The 16,318-nt window shown below is 66.1% G+C and carries 14 protein-coding genes; 3 read left to right on the forward strand and 11 right to left on the reverse strand.

Annotated elements, in window-relative coordinates:
- Positions 1 to 603: 603 nt before the first annotated feature.
- On the forward strand, positions 604 to 3,795 hold the full coding sequence (locus BLU74_RS16060; protein ID WP_089769195.1) for an oligosaccharyl transferase, archaeosortase A system-associated: 3,192 nt from the start codon (positions 604 to 606) through the stop codon (positions 3,793 to 3,795).
- A 51-nt stretch (positions 3,796 to 3,846) separates the two neighbouring features.
- Here BLU74_RS16060 and BLU74_RS16065 read toward each other — a convergent pair whose 3' ends face one another.
- From BLU74_RS16065 to BLU74_RS16105, 9 genes are all read right to left on the reverse strand, one after another.
- On the reverse strand, positions 3,847 to 4,923 hold the full coding sequence (locus tag BLU74_RS16065) for a DUF7350 domain-containing protein (protein WP_089769197.1): 1,077 nt from the start codon (positions 4,921 to 4,923) through the stop codon (positions 3,847 to 3,849).
- Between the two features lie 77 nt (positions 4,924 to 5,000).
- Positions 5,001 to 5,438 (reverse strand): CBS domain-containing protein, encoded by a 438-nt coding sequence (locus BLU74_RS16070; RefSeq protein ID WP_089769199.1) that lies wholly within the window; start codon positions 5,436 to 5,438, stop codon positions 5,001 to 5,003.
- Positions 5,439 to 5,586: 148 nt separating this feature from the next.
- Complete coding sequence (sucD, locus tag BLU74_RS16075; protein ID WP_089769201.1) at positions 5,587 to 6,456, reverse strand: succinate--CoA ligase subunit alpha; 870 nt, start codon at positions 6,454 to 6,456, stop codon at positions 5,587 to 5,589.
- Positions 6,453 to 7,598 (reverse strand): ADP-forming succinate--CoA ligase subunit beta, encoded by a 1,146-nt coding sequence (gene sucC, locus BLU74_RS16080; RefSeq protein WP_089769203.1) that lies wholly within the window; start codon positions 7,596 to 7,598, stop codon positions 6,453 to 6,455. The genes sucD and sucC overlap by 4 nt, the downstream gene beginning before the upstream one ends.
- 88 nt (positions 7,599 to 7,686) lie before the next feature.
- Positions 7,687 to 8,370 carry a lipoyl protein ligase domain-containing protein gene (locus BLU74_RS16085; RefSeq protein WP_089769206.1) on the reverse strand — a complete coding sequence of 228 codons (684 nt, stop codon included), beginning with the start codon at positions 8,368 to 8,370 and terminating at the stop codon, positions 7,687 to 7,689.
- Entirely contained in the window at positions 8,367 to 9,089 is a 723-nt protein-coding gene (locus BLU74_RS16090) for a 2-oxo acid dehydrogenase subunit E2 (RefSeq protein WP_089769208.1), read from the reverse strand. The genes BLU74_RS16085 and BLU74_RS16090 overlap by 4 nt, the downstream gene beginning before the upstream one ends.
- Positions 9,079 to 9,345 (reverse strand): lipoyl domain-containing protein, encoded by a 267-nt coding sequence (locus tag BLU74_RS16095; protein ID WP_089769210.1) that lies wholly within the window; start codon positions 9,343 to 9,345, stop codon positions 9,079 to 9,081. The genes BLU74_RS16090 and BLU74_RS16095 overlap by 11 nt, the downstream gene beginning before the upstream one ends.
- Position 9,346: 1 nt before the next feature.
- Positions 9,347 to 10,357, reverse strand: coding sequence for an alpha-ketoacid dehydrogenase subunit beta (locus BLU74_RS16100; RefSeq protein WP_089769211.1), 1,011 nt, complete (start codon positions 10,355 to 10,357; stop codon positions 9,347 to 9,349).
- Positions 10,357 to 11,370: a thiamine pyrophosphate-dependent enzyme gene (locus BLU74_RS16105; protein WP_089769273.1), complete on the reverse strand. Its 1,014-nt coding sequence runs from the start codon at positions 11,368 to 11,370 to the stop codon at positions 10,357 to 10,359. The genes BLU74_RS16100 and BLU74_RS16105 overlap by 1 nt, the downstream gene beginning before the upstream one ends.
- Positions 11,371 to 11,555: 185 nt before the next feature.
- Here BLU74_RS16105 and BLU74_RS16110 point away from each other — a divergent pair, with 185 nt between their 5' ends.
- Positions 11,556 to 12,512 (forward strand): NADPH:quinone reductase, encoded by a 957-nt coding sequence (locus tag BLU74_RS16110; protein ID WP_089769214.1) that lies wholly within the window; start codon positions 11,556 to 11,558, stop codon positions 12,510 to 12,512.
- A gap of 14 nt (positions 12,513 to 12,526) precedes the next feature.
- On the opposite strand, the gene BLU74_RS19400 is transcribed toward BLU74_RS16110, so the two are convergent.
- On the reverse strand, positions 12,527 to 13,933 hold the full coding sequence (locus BLU74_RS19400) for a DUF6498-containing protein (protein WP_245705822.1): 1,407 nt from the start codon (positions 13,931 to 13,933) through the stop codon (positions 12,527 to 12,529).
- A gap of 217 nt (positions 13,934 to 14,150) precedes the next feature.
- Between BLU74_RS19400 and BLU74_RS16120 the strand changes: the two genes are divergently transcribed.
- Positions 14,151 to 15,518, forward strand: coding sequence for a sodium-dependent transporter (locus tag BLU74_RS16120; RefSeq protein ID WP_089769216.1), 1,368 nt, complete (start codon positions 14,151 to 14,153; stop codon positions 15,516 to 15,518).
- Positions 15,519 to 15,550: 32 nt separating this feature from the next.
- Here the strand turns inward: BLU74_RS16120 and BLU74_RS16125 are convergent, their stop codons facing one another.
- Positions 15,551 to 16,204: a potassium channel family protein gene (locus tag BLU74_RS16125; protein WP_089769218.1), complete on the reverse strand. Its 654-nt coding sequence runs from the start codon at positions 16,202 to 16,204 to the stop codon at positions 15,551 to 15,553.
- Positions 16,205 to 16,318 lie beyond the last annotated feature (114 nt).

Below are 16,318 nucleotides of genomic sequence, written 5' to 3' on the forward strand. Positions count from 1 at the left end.
CATCGGATCGAATCTGGATAAATACAAACGTTGGGGTAAGGAGTTGGCCTCAGACGGTCAAGTGATGCCGACCATCCTCCGAACGGTCACACACTTATCACAGATAGCCACAACCGGCGTGTTGTCGATATCAACGAGGAAACCGGAATTATCTGAAAGGCAAACGTACCGCTGCCGCACGACACTGAGTGAATCGAAACCTGCCAAGAGGGTGATGGAGGGGAATCAGCTGTTCAATTGGATCTATCTTCCGTCACAACATCGTCCAGCAGTGACTCGCCAATCAGACAACTCAAAGAGTTCGGACGGATATTATTCCAGGATGAGGTTGCAAATGCGGTTTCTTATATGATCTCGAAGTACCTGATTTCGTATGTTGGGCTGGCAGCAGTAATTGATATTCCTGCGTTGTGTTTGTGGGTGTCACCGAATTCTACTGGTCAAGGTAAACCATTGTACTCCCTCTTGCCAAAGAGAACTGAATATTCGCGCGCAGAGCCGTCTATTCCAAGTTAAGAACGGACTTAAATAACCCCATTTGACGGTATGTTCGGAACTTCATTCACAAGGCTTATTCACCCTTTCCGAATCACTTCGTACATAATGGGTTCGCGTAGTGAAGCTGACGACGGAGGGGGCCAGTCAATCCTTGACCTCGTTGAAGACTGGTATCATATCCCCGCTCTCCTCCTCATCGTGATCGTAATGTTCGCGTGGCGGATTGAGACATACTCCAGTTTCATCCGCGATGGCGAAGTCTACTTCTCCGGCAATGACGCGTGGTATCACTTCCGCGAGGTGATGTACACCGTCCAGAACTGGCCCTCTACAATCCCGTTCGACACGTGGACGTACTTCCCATACGGTACGTTTCAAGGGCAGTTCGGGACCCTCTACGACCAGATCGTGGCAACCGTCGCGCTGATCATCGGACTCGGATCCCCGAGTCAGGAACTCATCGGAAAGACTCTCCTCGTCGCGCCCGCGGTAGCGGGCGCGCTTACGGCAATCCCGGTCTACTACATCGGCAAGTCACTCTATGGCCGGCTCTCTGGACTTTTCGGTGCAACTGTTCTTCTCCTGCTTCCCGGATCGTTCCTCAGCCGGACGCTCGTCGGTGTCGCCGACCACAACGCGGTCGAGCCGCTGATGATGGCGCTCGCCGTGTTCGGCTTCGTCGCTGCCCTCCGAAAAGCCGAATCTTCGATGCCTGTTTGGGAAGTCATCCGGGAGGAACTCCTCGAAAACCGCACTCTCGATACCCTCGAAGCGCCGCTGAAATGGGGTCTCTTCGCCGGCTTTCTGATCGGGCTCTACCTCTGGGTGTGGCCGCCGGCCGTCTTCTTTGTCGGAATCGTCGGCGTGTTCGCCCTCGTCAAAATCCCGAGCGACGTCGTCAACGATCGAACGCCCGAACCGACCGCGTTCGCCATCGTGACGAGTATGCTCGTCGCCGCCGTGATGTCGATCCTCGTTATTGAGCAGACCGGGTTCAGTACGACAATCCCTTCGCTCCTCCAGCCACTCACCGCGTTGAGTGTCGCCGCCGCTGCCGTTTTCCTCTCGTGGCTCGCCCGCATCTGGGAGGGGACTGATCTCGATGCGTCTCTCTATCCAGCAGCAGTTGGTGGCATCATCGTCGTAGGTCTCGGCGTACTCTTCGTGCTCCCGATCGGACTACTTGATCTCATCGTCGGGAACCTCCTCCGTATCGTGGGCTTCTCCGCGAACGCTGCGACCCGAACCATCGGCGAGGCTCAGCCGTTCATCTCCCAGTCGTCGCTCCAGCGGTTCGGCGTCGACGCCGCCGGCCGGATCACTATCGAGTACGGATTGACGTTCTTCACCGGTCTCGCCGCGGCAGTCTGGCTCCACGCGAGACCGCTGGTGAACAAGGGAACAACGCGAGCGTACGGCTACATCACTGGCTCGCTCGCCGTCGTCGCGGTCCTCTTCCTCGTTCCCGCCGTTCTCGGTGGGATCGAAACTGCCCTCGGTATCGACGAGCAGGTCGCCGGCCTGCTTATTATCTCGGCGCTCATCGTCGGTGCGACGTTCCTTACCGATTACGACGCCGACACCCTCTTCGTGATCGTCTGGGCGGCGTTCGTCACCTCGATGGCGTTCACACAGGTCCGGTTCAATTACTACCTCGCGATCGTCGTCGCGGTGTTCAACGCGTACCTCTTCGGCGAGATTCTGGAGTGGCTCGACCTCCGACAGTCGGTGACCGAGATTGCGAACGACATCGACGGTTACCAGGTGCTCGCGATCGTCGCCACCGTCCTCTTAATCCTCGGTCCCGCGCTCACCGTGCCCATCGCCGTCGGCAACACGCAGGCGACGCCAGCCTGGCAGTCTGCGCAGAACAACGGCCCCGGTGCCGTCACGGTCTGGGATGACTCCCTGGAGTGGATGCAGGGCAACACGCCCGAGGAGGGCAATCTCGGCGGCGCCGGCAACGCCGACCAGATGGAGTACTACGGCACGTACGAACGTACCGACGACTTCGAGTACCCCGATGGCGCCTACGGCGTCCAATCGTGGTGGGACTACGGCCACTGGATCACCGTTCAAGGCGAACGGATCCCGAACGCAAACCCGTTCCAGCAAGGCGCGACTCCGGCGGCGAACTTCCTGCTCGCGCCGAACGAGACCCAGTCGCAGGAGGTCCTCGCCTCACAGAGTACGGAGGGAGACAACACCCGCTACGTGATGGTCGACTGGAAGATGGCGACGCCGGGCTCGAAGTTCGGCGCGCCGACCGTCTTCTACGACGCCCAGGAGAACGTCTCCCGGGGCGATTTCCTCCGGACGATGTACAGTTTCAGCGAGGAGGGGCAGTTCGCCGGGACCACCCAAGTCCGCACGCAACGCTTCTACAACAGCACGATGACGCGGCTGTACTACTACCACGGGAGCGCCCGCCAGCCCTCGCCGATCGTGTTCGACTGGGAGCCCCGGCAGGTGCAAACCGGTGGCGGTGAGTCAGTTACCGTCCCGTCCAACCCGCAGGGCGAGCAGTCGTTCGTGCGGACCTTCGACAATATGAGCGCCGCGCGGGAGTACGTCGCTGACGACCAGACGGCACAGATCGGTGGCATCGGCTCGTTCCCGAGTCAGCGCGTCGAGGCACTCGATCACTACCGCCTCGCGCACGTCAGCAACACCTCCGCTCGCAATTCGATTCTCCGGACGACCCTCCGCAACTCCCGGACCGCCGGATTCAATCCCCAGGCGGCTGTCCCGAGCAACCCCGCGTGGGTCAAGACCTTCGAGCGCGTTCCCGGGGCGACCGTGGAGGGCAGCGGCGCGCCCCCGAACGCGACCGTGACCGCACGAACCGAACTGCGGATCCCGAACACGAACTCGACGTTCACGTACACGCAACGAGCCGAGACGAACGCCGAGGGCGAGTTCACGATGACGCTGCCGTACTCGACGGCCGGCTACGACGAGTACGGCCCCGAGAACGGGTACACGAACGTCAGCGTCCGCGCGACCGGTCCGTACACGATCTCCGCGCCGCCGACGATCCAGAACGGTTCGATCGTCTCCTCCCAGTCGAACCTCACGGTCTCCGAGGGTGACGTCAACGGCGACCTCGACGGCGAGGTGAGCGTCGAACTGGAGCGCACCTCCCAGGAGTTCTCGGTCGGCGGTGGCGGTTCAGACGGCTCGTCAGATGACGGGTCGACGAGTGACGGATCGAGTTCTGACGGCTCGACCTCGGACACGAGCACGCAGTCGCTCCGCGCGTCCGGAACCGCGGCCGACGTCACGCGGGCGAACTGATAGGAAAACGGTCCGATCCGGATTCCTCTCCGCCGTCCAGTTTTCTCAGTCTCAGACCGTCACCGAGACGGCATTCATCTGTAAGAACGCCGTCTCGTAGCCGTCGTGGCGGGCGACCTGTGGCGGAACGTTCGGCGAGACGGTGAGTTCGTCGCCCGCCGCCACGGTTGGCACCGACGCCCCGTAGTGATAGCCGGCATCGGGATCGAGCGTTCGCTCCAGACGACCGTCGAAGACGACGTCGTCGCCGCGCCGCAGCGTCGCCTCCAGTCCCATCATCGGGAGGACGATCCGATTGTGCGGCGTTCGGGCGGAGACGTAAAGGTAGGCTGAGCCGTTGGTCTCGGATCCGCTCTTCACCGCACAGACCTCGAAGACGGCGTCGCCGGTCCGCGTCGTGCCGAGATGCTGCCCCGGGAGCGCGTCGGCCGCCGGCGCGCGACCGACTGGCACGTCCCCCATCTGCATCGGCGCGATCGCGCCGCGCTCGCCGGCGTTCTCGGGACGGTCGATCGTGATCTCAGAGAGCGCGTCGCTGTCGAACTCGAACGGGACCGTCGCCGTCCGGGCCGACTCGAACGCGCCGGCGAAGCCGCCGGTCCGCCGCAACGAGACGCCGCCGACGTCGACCCGGGCCTCGTAGGATCCGTCTCCGTCGAGAGCGTAGTTCGAGCCGTAGTGAAAGCCCATCTGCTGGGAGAGCATCGGGTAGGCGAGTTCCTGCGTGACCAGTTCGCCCTCGCGCCGGATCTCGATCGTCACGCCCGAATCGAGCGGGAGCGACTGCCCGGTTTCGGCGTCCCACAGCGACACCATCAGGTGGAGGTCGTGGTCGGCCTCAACGACGCTCTTCGAGCGCTCAGTTCCCGAAAGCGTCCAGAAGCGGTGGGGGTACGAGTACGTGAGCGCGACGCGGTAGCGGCCGACCGCCGCCCGGCCGTACATCCCCATCCCCTCGGTGACCGCGGGGACGTAGACCGCATCGGGCCGATCGTCGGCGAGCGGCGGGTCGCGCCAGGCAGACTGGCGATCGAACCCGAGGGTCTGCAGGCACCCGGCCGTTCCGAGGAGCGCGCCGCTCCCAACGGCCCCCAGAACCGCCCGACGGGTCGTGCGGAATCGCCTCATCAACGCGAACTATCGGTCGGACGGTGATGACGGTTGCGGAGGGCGACGTCGGGGCAGACGACGGGGTCTTCGCCCGTTCACCGAACGTCGTCGCCGGTGACCCAGTCGTACTCCGCGTCGGCGCGCCGGCGCGCCGCGCTGCGAATCCCGCCGTAGTTTCTGATCAGGTCGGTCGTCGAGACGACGCCGACGACGTCCATCCCGTCGACGACGACGAGCCGGTGCACGTCGTGCTCGTGGAGTTTCTCGGCTGCCCGTCGCGCGGATGCGTCGGGGCCGATCGTGATGAGCGGTGCGCTCGCGGCCGCGCTCACGCCGATCGACGACAGCGGGTCGTCCGTCCGGTACGCCGCCCTGAGCACGTCGCTCTTCGTGAGGATGCCGCCCGGCACGCCCTCGTCGGTGACGACCGCACTCCCGACGTCCGAATCGAGCATCCGCTCGACGGCGTCCCGGACCGTGGCGTCGACGCCGATGGTGATAACGTCCGCCGAGGCGACCTCACTGACGCGCATCGGCCAGATAGAGGGTGGCAACCGTGATAACTCTCCGGTCCGATGGGGTCGCGTCACCCGGGGTCTCGGTGCAGAGAGTACCGAGCGACGGACGCCGACGATACGCCGGGAGAGGTCAGAGATCGGTGGCGGGGGCAGCCGTGCGATCCTACAGGAAGTCTTCGACGTACTCGGCGACCTCGTTCGGCGTGTCGCCGACGGGGACGCCAGCGTCGTTGAGTGCGCTTATCTTCGAGTCCGCCGTTCCGGTCCCGGACCCCGAAACGATCGCGCCGGCGTGACCCATCCGCTTGCCTGGCGGCGCGGTGCGCCCGGCGATGAAGCCAGCGACGGGGGTGTCCATGTACTCTGCGATGAACTTCGCGGCCTGTTCTTCGTCCTCACCGCCGATTTCGCCGCACATCACGACTGCCTTCGTGTCTCCGTCGGCCTCGAAGGCTTCCAGCGCGTCGACGAACGACGTCCCGATGATCGGGTCGCCGCCGATGCCGATCGCGGTCGTCTGACCGATGCCTCGCTCGGTCAGATTCGAGACGACCTGATACGTGAGCGTTCCCGATCGGGAGACGAGGCCGACGTCGCCGGACTCGAAGATGTTGCCGGGGAGGATGCCCAGTTTGGCCTCACCGGGGGTGATGATGCCCGGACAGTTCGGGCCGATGAGGCGCGTGTCCGTCTCGGAGAGCCGCTTGTTGACCTTCGCCATATCCTGGGTCGGGATGCCTTCCGTGATCGCGACCACGAGGTCGAGGTCGGTGTCGAGCGCCTCGAAGACGGCGTCGCCGGCGAACGCCGGCGGGACGAAGATCACTGACGCGTCGGCGTCCTCGGCCTCGACGGCCCCGTCGACCGTGTCGTAGACGGGGACGCCGGCGACCTCCTGGCCGCCCTTCCCGGGAACCGCGCCCGCGACGACGTTCGTGCCGTATTCGATCATCTGCTCGGTGTGGAACTTCCCCTCTCCACCGGTGATGCCCTGTACCACGACGCGCGTGTCGTCGTCGACGAAGATGCTCATTGGGATGCCTCCTGTGCGTTCTCGACTGCCTGTTGCACCGCGTCTTCGAGTGTCGCTTCGACTTCGACCAGATCGGTGTTGAGGATCTCCATCCCCTCCTCGGCGTTGGTGCCAGCCAGGCGGACGACGACCTGCTTCGGGATCTCGTCGAACTGCTCCAGCGCCTCGTTGATCCCCTTGGCGACCTCGTCGCCGCGGGTGATGCCGCCGAAGATGTTGAAGACGACGGCGTCGACGTTCTCGTCTGCGAAGACCATATCCAGCGCGTTCGCGACACGCTCGGCCTTCGCGCCGCCGCCGATGTCGAGGAAGTTCGCCGGTTCGCCGCCGAAGTGGTCGACGAGGTCGAGCGTCGTCATCACGAGCCCCGCGCCGTTGCCGATGATGCCGACGTTGCCCGACAGGCGGACGTAGTCGAAGCCGTACTCGTTGGCTTTGGCTTCCAAGTCGTCTTCTGCCGCCTCGTCTTCCATTTCGGCCAACTCGGGCTGCCGGAAGAGCGCGTCCTCGTCGATGTTCATCACGGCGTCGGCCGCGACGACTTCCCGGTCCGCGGTGATCATCACGGGGTTGATCTCGATCTCGGAGGCGTCTTTCGACTCGTAGAGATCATACAGCGTCGAGAGGATCGACGCGATGTCGCCGGCGATATCGCCGGGGATGCCGGCGTCGTAGACGACCTTGCGGGCCTGATAGGGATGGAAGCCGAACGCGGGATCGATGTGCTCGCGGGCGATCGCCTCGGGGGTCTCCTCGGCCACGGATTCGATGTCGACGCCGCCCTCGGTCGAGACCATCGCGACGGGCTCGCCCTCACCGCGGTCCATCGTGATCCCGACGTAGAGTTCGTTCTCGAAGTCGACGCCGGCCTCGACGAGGACCTTCTCGACGGTGTAGCCCTTCAGGTCCATTCCGAGGATTTCGTCGGCGTACTGCCGGGCCTCGTCCTCGTCAGTCGCGATCTTGATGCCGCCGGCTTTCCCCCGTCCACCGACGTGTACCTGTGCTTTGATCGCCGCCGGGAAACCGATGTCTGCGACCGCCTCGACGACCTCCTCCACAGTCGTCGCCAGACGTGACTCGGGCACCGGAACCCCGGCGTCGGCGAAGACCTCCTTCGCCTGATACTCGTGTAAGCGCATCGTCCGAGGAACGGGTACGCGCCCGCATAAATCCCGCCGATATCGCTTCCCCGTCGGCCGCACTCTCCCGTGGCCGAATCGGCCGGCGTCACCCGCTCTGAGGCCCAGGGTTGATCGTCTCGACGGCCCCGTCGGGCGCGTCAAGGGCCCGGGTGAGTTGCGCTGTGAACTCGGCTTTCACCCGCTCGAACCGACACTCGCCGCCCGCGTCCGCGACCGTCCCGACGCTCGTCGGATCGAAGTCGTATCCCAGCTGCGCGTACACCGCAGTGAGCACGTCCGCCAGTTCGTCTCGGTCGTCGACGTACAGCACGCCGGAGACGAGTGCCCCCGAGGTCGTCACCCGCTGTGCGAGCCCGACGAGTTTGCCGTCGCACTGGAGGCTGTGATCGCCGGGGCAGTACGTCTCCGGCGGTTCGCCACGCGTGGCAGCCACGCCGAGGCCTCTGAGCGCCCGGCGTACCGCGGTCACCGCCCGGTCGTACCGCTCGCCGATCCCCGTCCGGGCATCGGCCGCCTCACCCGGTTCTGCGAGTGCGAAGAGCACCGTCGTCGCCGTCGTGGCGACGGCACGCCCCCCGACGCGTCGCTCGACCGGCTCGAATCCCAACTCGCGGGCCCGGGCCTTCGCATCCTCGTACCCCGACTGCCGGGTGTCCCGGTAACCGAACCGCAGGTACCGCCCCGGGCGCCAGACGGCCACCGCGGGCACCCCCGCTGACGCGCGGTCGAGCAGTCGTTCGTGCACGCCTTTCTCGTCCGTATCGCTCATTCGACGTACCGCTCCGCGTCGGTCAGGCGCTCTGTGAGCGTCCCCAGGAACCGGGCCGCGTCGGCGCCGTCGACGACGCGGTGATCGAAGCTCAGATCGAGCGTGAGGCGCTTTTCGGTCCCGACGCCGTGCTCGCTGTTCTCGTTGGGGACGACCGCCTCACGGATCCGGTTCACGCCGAGGATCGCCACCTCGGGCGGGTTGATCACGGGGGTGAACGAATCGACGCCGAGCGGGCCGAGGTTCGAGACGGTGAACGTCCCGCCCTGGAACGTGCTCATCGAGTACTCGCCCGCCTGCACGCGCGCTGTCAACCGGCGGCGCTCCGCAGTGATCGTCGCGAGCGACTTCGACCCCACGTCCTCGAGGACGGGCGTCACGAGGCCATCGTCGATGTCGACCGCGACACCGACGTTGTGCTCCTCGTAGACGCGGTGGGTCCCGTCCTCGAAGGTCGCGTTGAACGCGGGGTGCTCGGACAGCGTCTCCGAGAGCGCACAGACGAGCACGTCGACGACGGAGGGCTCGATCGGTTCGCCATCCGCTTCGAGTTCCGTAGCTGCCGCCGCCAGCATCGACTCGGCCGACACCGCCCGGCTCACGGTGACGTGAACGGCCTCCTGGTAACTCTCCTGCAGTCTGGACGCGATCGTCCGCCGCATCGGACTCAGCGAGCGCTCGTCCGCCACCGTCCGCTCGGCCGCCTCGTCACTCGTCATCGGGATCCATCCACGCGAGGGTGTCTCCGCGAGCGAACTCGCCGTCCTCGCTGACGACGATCTCCTCGAGCGTCCCCGCGACGGGTGCGAGCACGTCGACGCTGACCTTCTCGATCTGTACCTCACAGAGGCTGGTCTCGGGGTCGACTGCGGCGCCCTGGCGGATGAACCAGTTCACGACGACGCCCTCGTCGCTGTCGGCGTCGTCGGGCCACTCCGCGAGCGTCACCGCGACGCGGTCTCCGTCGTCCGACATCTTACTGCGTCCGTCGCACGGCCGCTTCGATGTCCCCCGCGTCGGCCACGACCTCGTTCTCCAGGGAGCGCGCGTACGGGATCGGGACGTCGGGGAGTGCAACCCGCTCGACGCTGTCGAGCGCGCCGACCGCCTCGTCGGCGACGCTCGCGACGATCTCGCCGGTCACGCCGTACGAGCGGTAGTCCTCGTCGACGACGACGAGGGTCCCGGTCTTCTCGACCGACTCGACGATCGTGTCGGTATCGAGCGGGACGAGCGAGCGGAGGTCGATCACCTCCGCACCGATCCCGTCTTCGGCGAGGGACTCGGCGGCCTCCAGCGCCCGGTGAACGTGCAGGCCGAGCGTGACGATGGTCACGTCCTCGCCCGCGTGCTTGACGTCGGCGCTCCCGAAGGGGATCGTGTAGTCGGTCTCCGGCACGGGCGTCTTCGGCCCGTCCGGTGCCGGGAGCCAGCCGATCCCCATCAGGCGCTTGTGGAACAGATAGACCACGGGGTCGTCGTCGCGGATCGCGTTGTGCATCAGGCCCTTGGCCTCGTAGGCGGTCGAGGGCACGACGACCTTCATTCCCGGCATATGAGCGAACGTCCCATAGAGGGTCTGTGAGTGCTGGGCGGCGTCGTTGTACGTGCCCCCGACGGCGGCGGTGAGCACCATCGGCACGGAGACGTTCCCGCCGCTCATATAGGTGTTCTTGGCCATCTGGTTGTAGATCTGATCCATCGCCACGCCGAAGAAGTCGACGAACATCAACTCGGCGATGGGACGCATCCCCTCCTGGGCGGCCCCGACGGCCGCGCCGAGGTACGCCGTCTCGCTGATCGGCACGTCCATCACGCGGTCGTAGCCGAACTCCTCGCGGAGCCCCTCCGTGGAGTCGAAGATGCCGCCGTAGTCGGCGACGTCTTCGCCCATATAGAACACCTCGTCGTCCGCGCGCATCTCGCCGGCGATGGCCTCGACCATCGCGCGGCTCATCGTCAGTTCGCGGGTGATCTCTTCGGCCATCAGTCCTCACCCCCCGCGAGGTCGAAGTCGGGCTCGCTGTCGGTCACGCCGCTCGGCGGATTGACCCACATATCCTCGTGGGCGGCTGCCGGGTCGGGCTTGGGCTGGTCTTTGGCCCACTCGATGGCCTCCTCGACGCGGGCTTCAGCCTCCGCGCGGAGATCTTCCAGTTCCGCGTCGTCGGTGCCGGCGGCGCGGAGGTCGTCTGCGAGCCGTTCGATCGAGTCGCGCTGGGCCGCCGCCGCCTGATCCGCCTCGGGGCGGTAGCTCTCCGGATCGCCCATAAAGTGACCCATCCGGCGGTGTACCTGGATCTCGAGGAGCGTCGGGCCGTTCTGGTCGCGGGCACGGCCGACGGCCTCCCGGGCGGCGTCGTAGACGGCCACGGCGTCGTCAACGTCGACCCGGCGGCCGGGCATATCGAACCCATCGGCCCGCTTCGATCCGTCTTCGAGGTCCGTCACCCGCTCTTTGGGCATACTGATCGCCCAGTCGTTGTCCTCGATCACGAACACGACCGGGAGGTCGTGGACGGCGGCGAAGTTGAGCGACTCCAAGAACGCGCCCTGATCGATCGCCCCCTCGCCGAGATACGCGACGGCGACGCTGTCGGTGTTACGCTTCTTCGCGGCGAGTCCAGCGCCCGCGGCCGGGGGACACCCCTCGGCGATGATGCCGCTGCACGCGAAGCTGACGTCCGGATCGAAGAGGTGCATGTGTCCGCCTTTCCCCTTTCCGAGTCCGGTCTCTCGGCCGAAGATCTCGGCGGTCATTCGCTTCAGGTCCACGCCCTTCGCGATGGCGACGTGGTGTGGACGGTGCGGGGCGGTGACCGTGTCGTCGTCGCGGAGGTGCTGACAGACCCCGGCCCCCGCGGCCTCGTGGCCCGCTGCGAGGTGGAGTTCTCCGGGGATCGGCCCCGCGGAGATGTCGAAGGCCGGCTGCTTCCCCTCCAGGTACTCCTCTTGAAGCCGTTCCTCGTAGTGACGCGCCGTCACCATATCGGCGTACATCTCTGTGAGTTCAGTCAGTGCTACCATATGGTACGTGTCAACATTGCAAATACTGATATTTAATTGTGAGTATTGCCCTGATTCTCCAAGATCGACTGCCCGATCGGCGTCGCGGGCCGACAGGGAGCGCGATTCCGTGCCGCGTTCGCCGTCCTTTAAGCCGTTCCGTGCCGAACCGCCGTTCGATGCGCGCAGTCAGATTTCACGAACACGGCGGACCGGACGTACTGACGGTCGACGAGGTCGACGATCCCGACCCCGACTACGGGCAGGTCCTCGTCGACATCGAAGCCGCCGGCGTCAACCCGGTGGACACCTACTTCCGCGAGGGCGCCTACCCCGTGCCGCACCTGCCGTTCATCGGCGGCGGCGACTTCGCGGGCACCGTCGCCGAGGTGGGAGCGGGCGTCGAGCGCTTCGCGGTCGGTGACCGCGTCTTCGGCACGGGACTCGGCAACGGGATGCCCGGGTCGTACGCCGAACGGGCGGCCGCGCCGGTGGACTTCGTCTCGCACCTTCCGGACGACGTCTCGTTCGTCGACGGGGCGGCCCTCGGCACCGTCGGAGCGACTGCGTGGCAGGCGCTTGTTCACCACGCAGCGACGAAACCGACCGAAATCGTACTCGTCCACGGCGGCAGTGGCGGCGTCGGACACGCCGCGATCCAACTCGCCGAGACGATGGGGGCTCGCGTCCACGCGACGGCGTCGCCCGAGTACGCGGGGACACTGACCGATCTCGGCGCGGACCAGGTCTTCGACTACGACCGCACCGACCTAGAAGCCGCCGTCGTCGACGCCGGCGGCGCCGACGTCGTCGTCGACCTGCATATGGACCAGTACCTGCAGCTCAACGCGAACGTCGTAAATACGGGCGGGCGCGTCATCGGCATCGGCAACGACACCGCCGAGGGCGGTTTCGACGACATCGGCGTCACGAAGGGGAAAGAGGTCCAGTACCAGTTTATGTCGATGTTCAACGCCGACGACCTCAGCGCGGTACTCGATCGGGTGGGCACACTCGCCGCGAGCGGCGAGATGCTGCCTGTCGTTCACGAGACGTACGACCTCGACGACGCGGGCGAGGCCCAGCGCGCGGTCCTCGAAGACAGCTTCGTCGGGAAACTGGTCCTGGTGCCGTAGCGACTCGAACGGCGTCACAGCCGCGAGAGGGCCGCCCAGACGAGCAACCCGACCGGCAGCATAAAGAACGGCGAGAATACCAGCGAGACGCCCCACGCGAGGCTGTCGCTCACCTCCGGGGAGCGAAACAGCAGCGCCGGGACGGCCAGAAAACTGAGCGCGAGGACGCTGGCGGCGGCGATGACGGCCGGATCCCGGTCCGGACGATCTGTGTCTCTCACCGGTAGGTCCAGCCGCTCGACAGCGCGGTCGATGTCGCGGACGGGCCCGAGCCGCACGTTCCGATCGACCGAGTCGACGTCGGAGATGGTGAGCGTTCCCGTGCCGAGCAGGCGATCGGCGATCGCGTTTCGCACCGAGAAATCCGTTCTCGGGCCGATCGATGCGATCCACTGCGGGGCCTCGAGTGCGGTGTCGTAGGCGACGAGTTCGTCCCCGCGGCGCTGGTACTCGACCGTCCCGTAGCGGAGGTAGTAACTGAGCACGCGCGCGGCCACGATCGCGAGGACCGCAAGCAGCGCGGCCGCGAGCCATCCCGGCTCGCCGCCGACGACAGCGAAGCCGAGAAACGCGAGCGCGAGGAGGCCGACGCGGTTCGCGAATCCGAAGAGAATCGCTCCGGTGCTCCCGAGCAGTACTGACCTGGCGTCGACTGTGACTCGCGCGCTCACCTCCGCGTCGGGAAGCGCGAGTTCTGGCGGGGGTTCGCTCGTCGCTCTGTCGTCGAGGAGGCGCTCGCCGAGCCGAAGGATCGGCGTCCCGACGTGTTCGACGTAGTACCGGTACACGGAGGCGGCCGTCTTCGCGACGACGACGAGCGTGAGGACCAACAGGCCACTCGCCCGCGCGCCGGCGCTCCCGAGAAAGCCGATCGCGACCACGACGAGCGACAACTGCGCCGGCGTGCGGATGATCTCCTGTGCGGACACCTCGGCGTACGCTGCTTCGCCGATGTACTCGAAGACGAAGTCCGACGCCTGTGCGACGACCAGCGCGCCGATACCGAGTGCGAGGCTGAGCGAGAAGACGAACCGGAGGTCCGCAGAGAGCCAGTACAGGACGCTCAGCGGGGCGACCGTCACGACCCAGATGCCGAGGATCGAGAGCGCGAACGGGACGTTCCGGGGGTAGATCGGCGGCCAGTCCGTTCGGAACTGCCAGCCGCCGCGCTTCTCACGGAGTTCGTGAAGCGGCTCGATCCGGGTGGAGACGCCAGGCGAACCGCGCTCGGCGAACAGGGCTTTCGCCGCGGCCAGGAGGACCGTGCTGCACGCCTCCACCCAGTAGGCGACGAGCAGCGTCGAGAGCTTCCAGTCCCAGGCGAGGACCCCGACGAGGGGGAGGAGGTTCGCGCCGAGGACGGCGACGACACCAACGAGGAGGGCCGGAGTCGAATCGAGACGACCGCGCGGAGAGCGCATTCTCGTCGGCTCCTACGAGATACGATGGCATTTGTACACCGGTTCCGGCGCTCGATGTCGGCTCCGGCGCTGCGGTCGGACCACGCCGCCGCCGGGCGCGCTTCCCCGGGCGTGGACGAAACTGGCCGTGATAGGACTCTTGTGTAGACTTCTCACGGGGTGACCGACCGGGGATCGCGTGCCTTATCAACCGAATACCGAGTAGCCGAACTCGAATATGAGTCAACGAGAGACGTGGGCGACGCGTGCGGGATTCATCCTCGCCGCGGTCGGTTCAGCGGTCGGACTGGGCAACATCTGGCAGTTTCCCTTTAAGACCTCAGAGTACGGCGGGGCGACGTTCCTCGTCGTCTATCTCGTCGCTGCGCTGGGGATCGGCCTTCCGGCGATGCTCGCGGAGTTCGTCATCGGCCGGAAGAGCAACCTGAACGCGATCAGCGCGTTCGAACGACTGGGGCACCGGAACTGGAAGTGGGTGGGGGTCCTCGGCGTCGGCATCGGCTTCTGGATCCTCTCGTACTACAGCGTGGTCGGGGGCTGGGTCCTCCGGTACATCGGGGGGAGCCTCACCGGCGCGTACTTCGCCGATCCGGCGAGCTACTTCGGGTCGGTCTCCGCCGGCCTCGACGCGCTGGTCCTGCACGCGGTCTTCATGCTCCTCGTCGTCGCCATCGTCGCCGGCGGCGTCGAAGACGGCATCGAGCGCGCCACGAAGCTGATGGTCCCGAGCATCGTCGTCATCCTCGGCGCGCTCGCGGTGTGGGTGTTCACGCTCTCAGGTGCCAGTCCGGGCTATGTGTACTTCCTCTCGCCGGACCTCTCACAACTCAGCCTCTCGGTCTCCTTCGACCCGTTCCCCTCCTTCAGCGGCCCGCTCACGAACGTCATCCCCTTCGCGGTCAGCCAGGCGTTCTTCTCGCTGTCGCTCGGGATGGGGGCGATGATCACCTACGCCTCCTACGTCGGTGAGGACCAGAGCCTCTTCGGCGACAGCATCACCGTCGTCGTGCTCAACAGCGCGGTCGGCGTCCTCGCCGGATTAGTCGTCATCCCGCTGCTGTTCGTGCAGGGCGTCGAACCCGGGAGCGGCGGTGCAGGAGCGCTGTTCATCAGCCTCGCGACGGCGTTCGCGGAACTGCCCGCCGGGCGTCTCGTCGGGGCCGTCTTCTTCGCTGTCGTCCTCATCGCCGCGCTGTCGTCGGCGATCAGCCTGCTGGAAGTCGTCACCTCCTACGTCGTCGACACCTACGGGGCGCGGCGGCCGCGGGTCGCGGCCGTGCTCGGGGGACTGATCTTCCTGCTCGGGACCCCCTCCGCGTGGGACACCGCGTGGCTCACGTGGTTCGACACGCTGGCGTACCAGTTGCTCCTCCCCCTGTCGGTGCTCGGCGTGCTGCTCTTCGCGGGGTGGGTCTACGGGCGCCCCGCAGTCGCGGAACTCCTCTCGGGGTCCTCCTTCGGGCAGGGCGTCGGCGTCACCTGGCTCTGGCTCGCGCGGACGGTCGTGATCCTCGCTGTCCTGCTCACGCTGTGGCTCGGCATTCAGACGCTGTTCGTCGACGGTGCTATCGTCCCACCGCTGTAGGAACTGCGCGTGGCTCGTCGCCGTGCGGGCGACTACCCGTCACCCTCGCCGCGGAACTGTTCGAGGACTTCGCCGACGACGTCCCGATCGGCCGCGACGAGGTACCGCCGTCCCTCGATCAGCCGTGTCGAGTGCTGTACGGCGACGTGTCCGCCCGACTCGGCGATGACGACGGTGCCCTCGGGGAGCGCGTCCGCCACCACCTCTCCGGCGGCCGGCGCGCCGTAATCGACCCGGACGTCGAGCACTTCCAGTTCGCCGGTGACTTCCTCGATCGTCCGGACGTCGCTCCCGGCGAGCGCGTTGACGCCGGCGCGGACGCTGGCGCGCTCCGGGAAGTAGACCTGGTCGACGTACGCCTCGTACTCGTCGCCGGCCCGGTCTTCGATCCGCGCGACGGTCCGGATGTCCGCGTCGTGGCGCTTTGCGGCCATACAGACGACGAGGTTCGTGTCCTCCTTGTCGGTCAGCGCACCCACGACGTCCGTGTGGTCGGTGATCGCGGCTTCGAGCACCGACGGCTTCGTCGCGTCGCCCTCCAGCACCTCGATGTCGTCACCTTCCACCGCCTCGTCTGGCTCGGGATCGATGACAGTCACGTCTCGGCCCCGGTCGGCGAAGTGCTGTGCCACGCGGTGGCCGACGCGTCCACTCCCCGCAATCACGATGTGACCCGATTCAGTCATATTCGTTCATTATGGTATCGACATATAAGCCTCGGTGAGGCTCACTGGTGGCTTTCAAAAACCCGTGCCCGCCGATCGGCCCGTTCTATCACGAACGTCCGTTCTGTCTCTCAG

Origin of the sequence: Halobellus clavatus (assembly GCF_900107195.1) — an archaeon.
Lineage (GTDB): Archaea > Halobacteriota > Halobacteria > Halobacteriales > Haloferacaceae > Haloquadratum > Haloquadratum clavatum.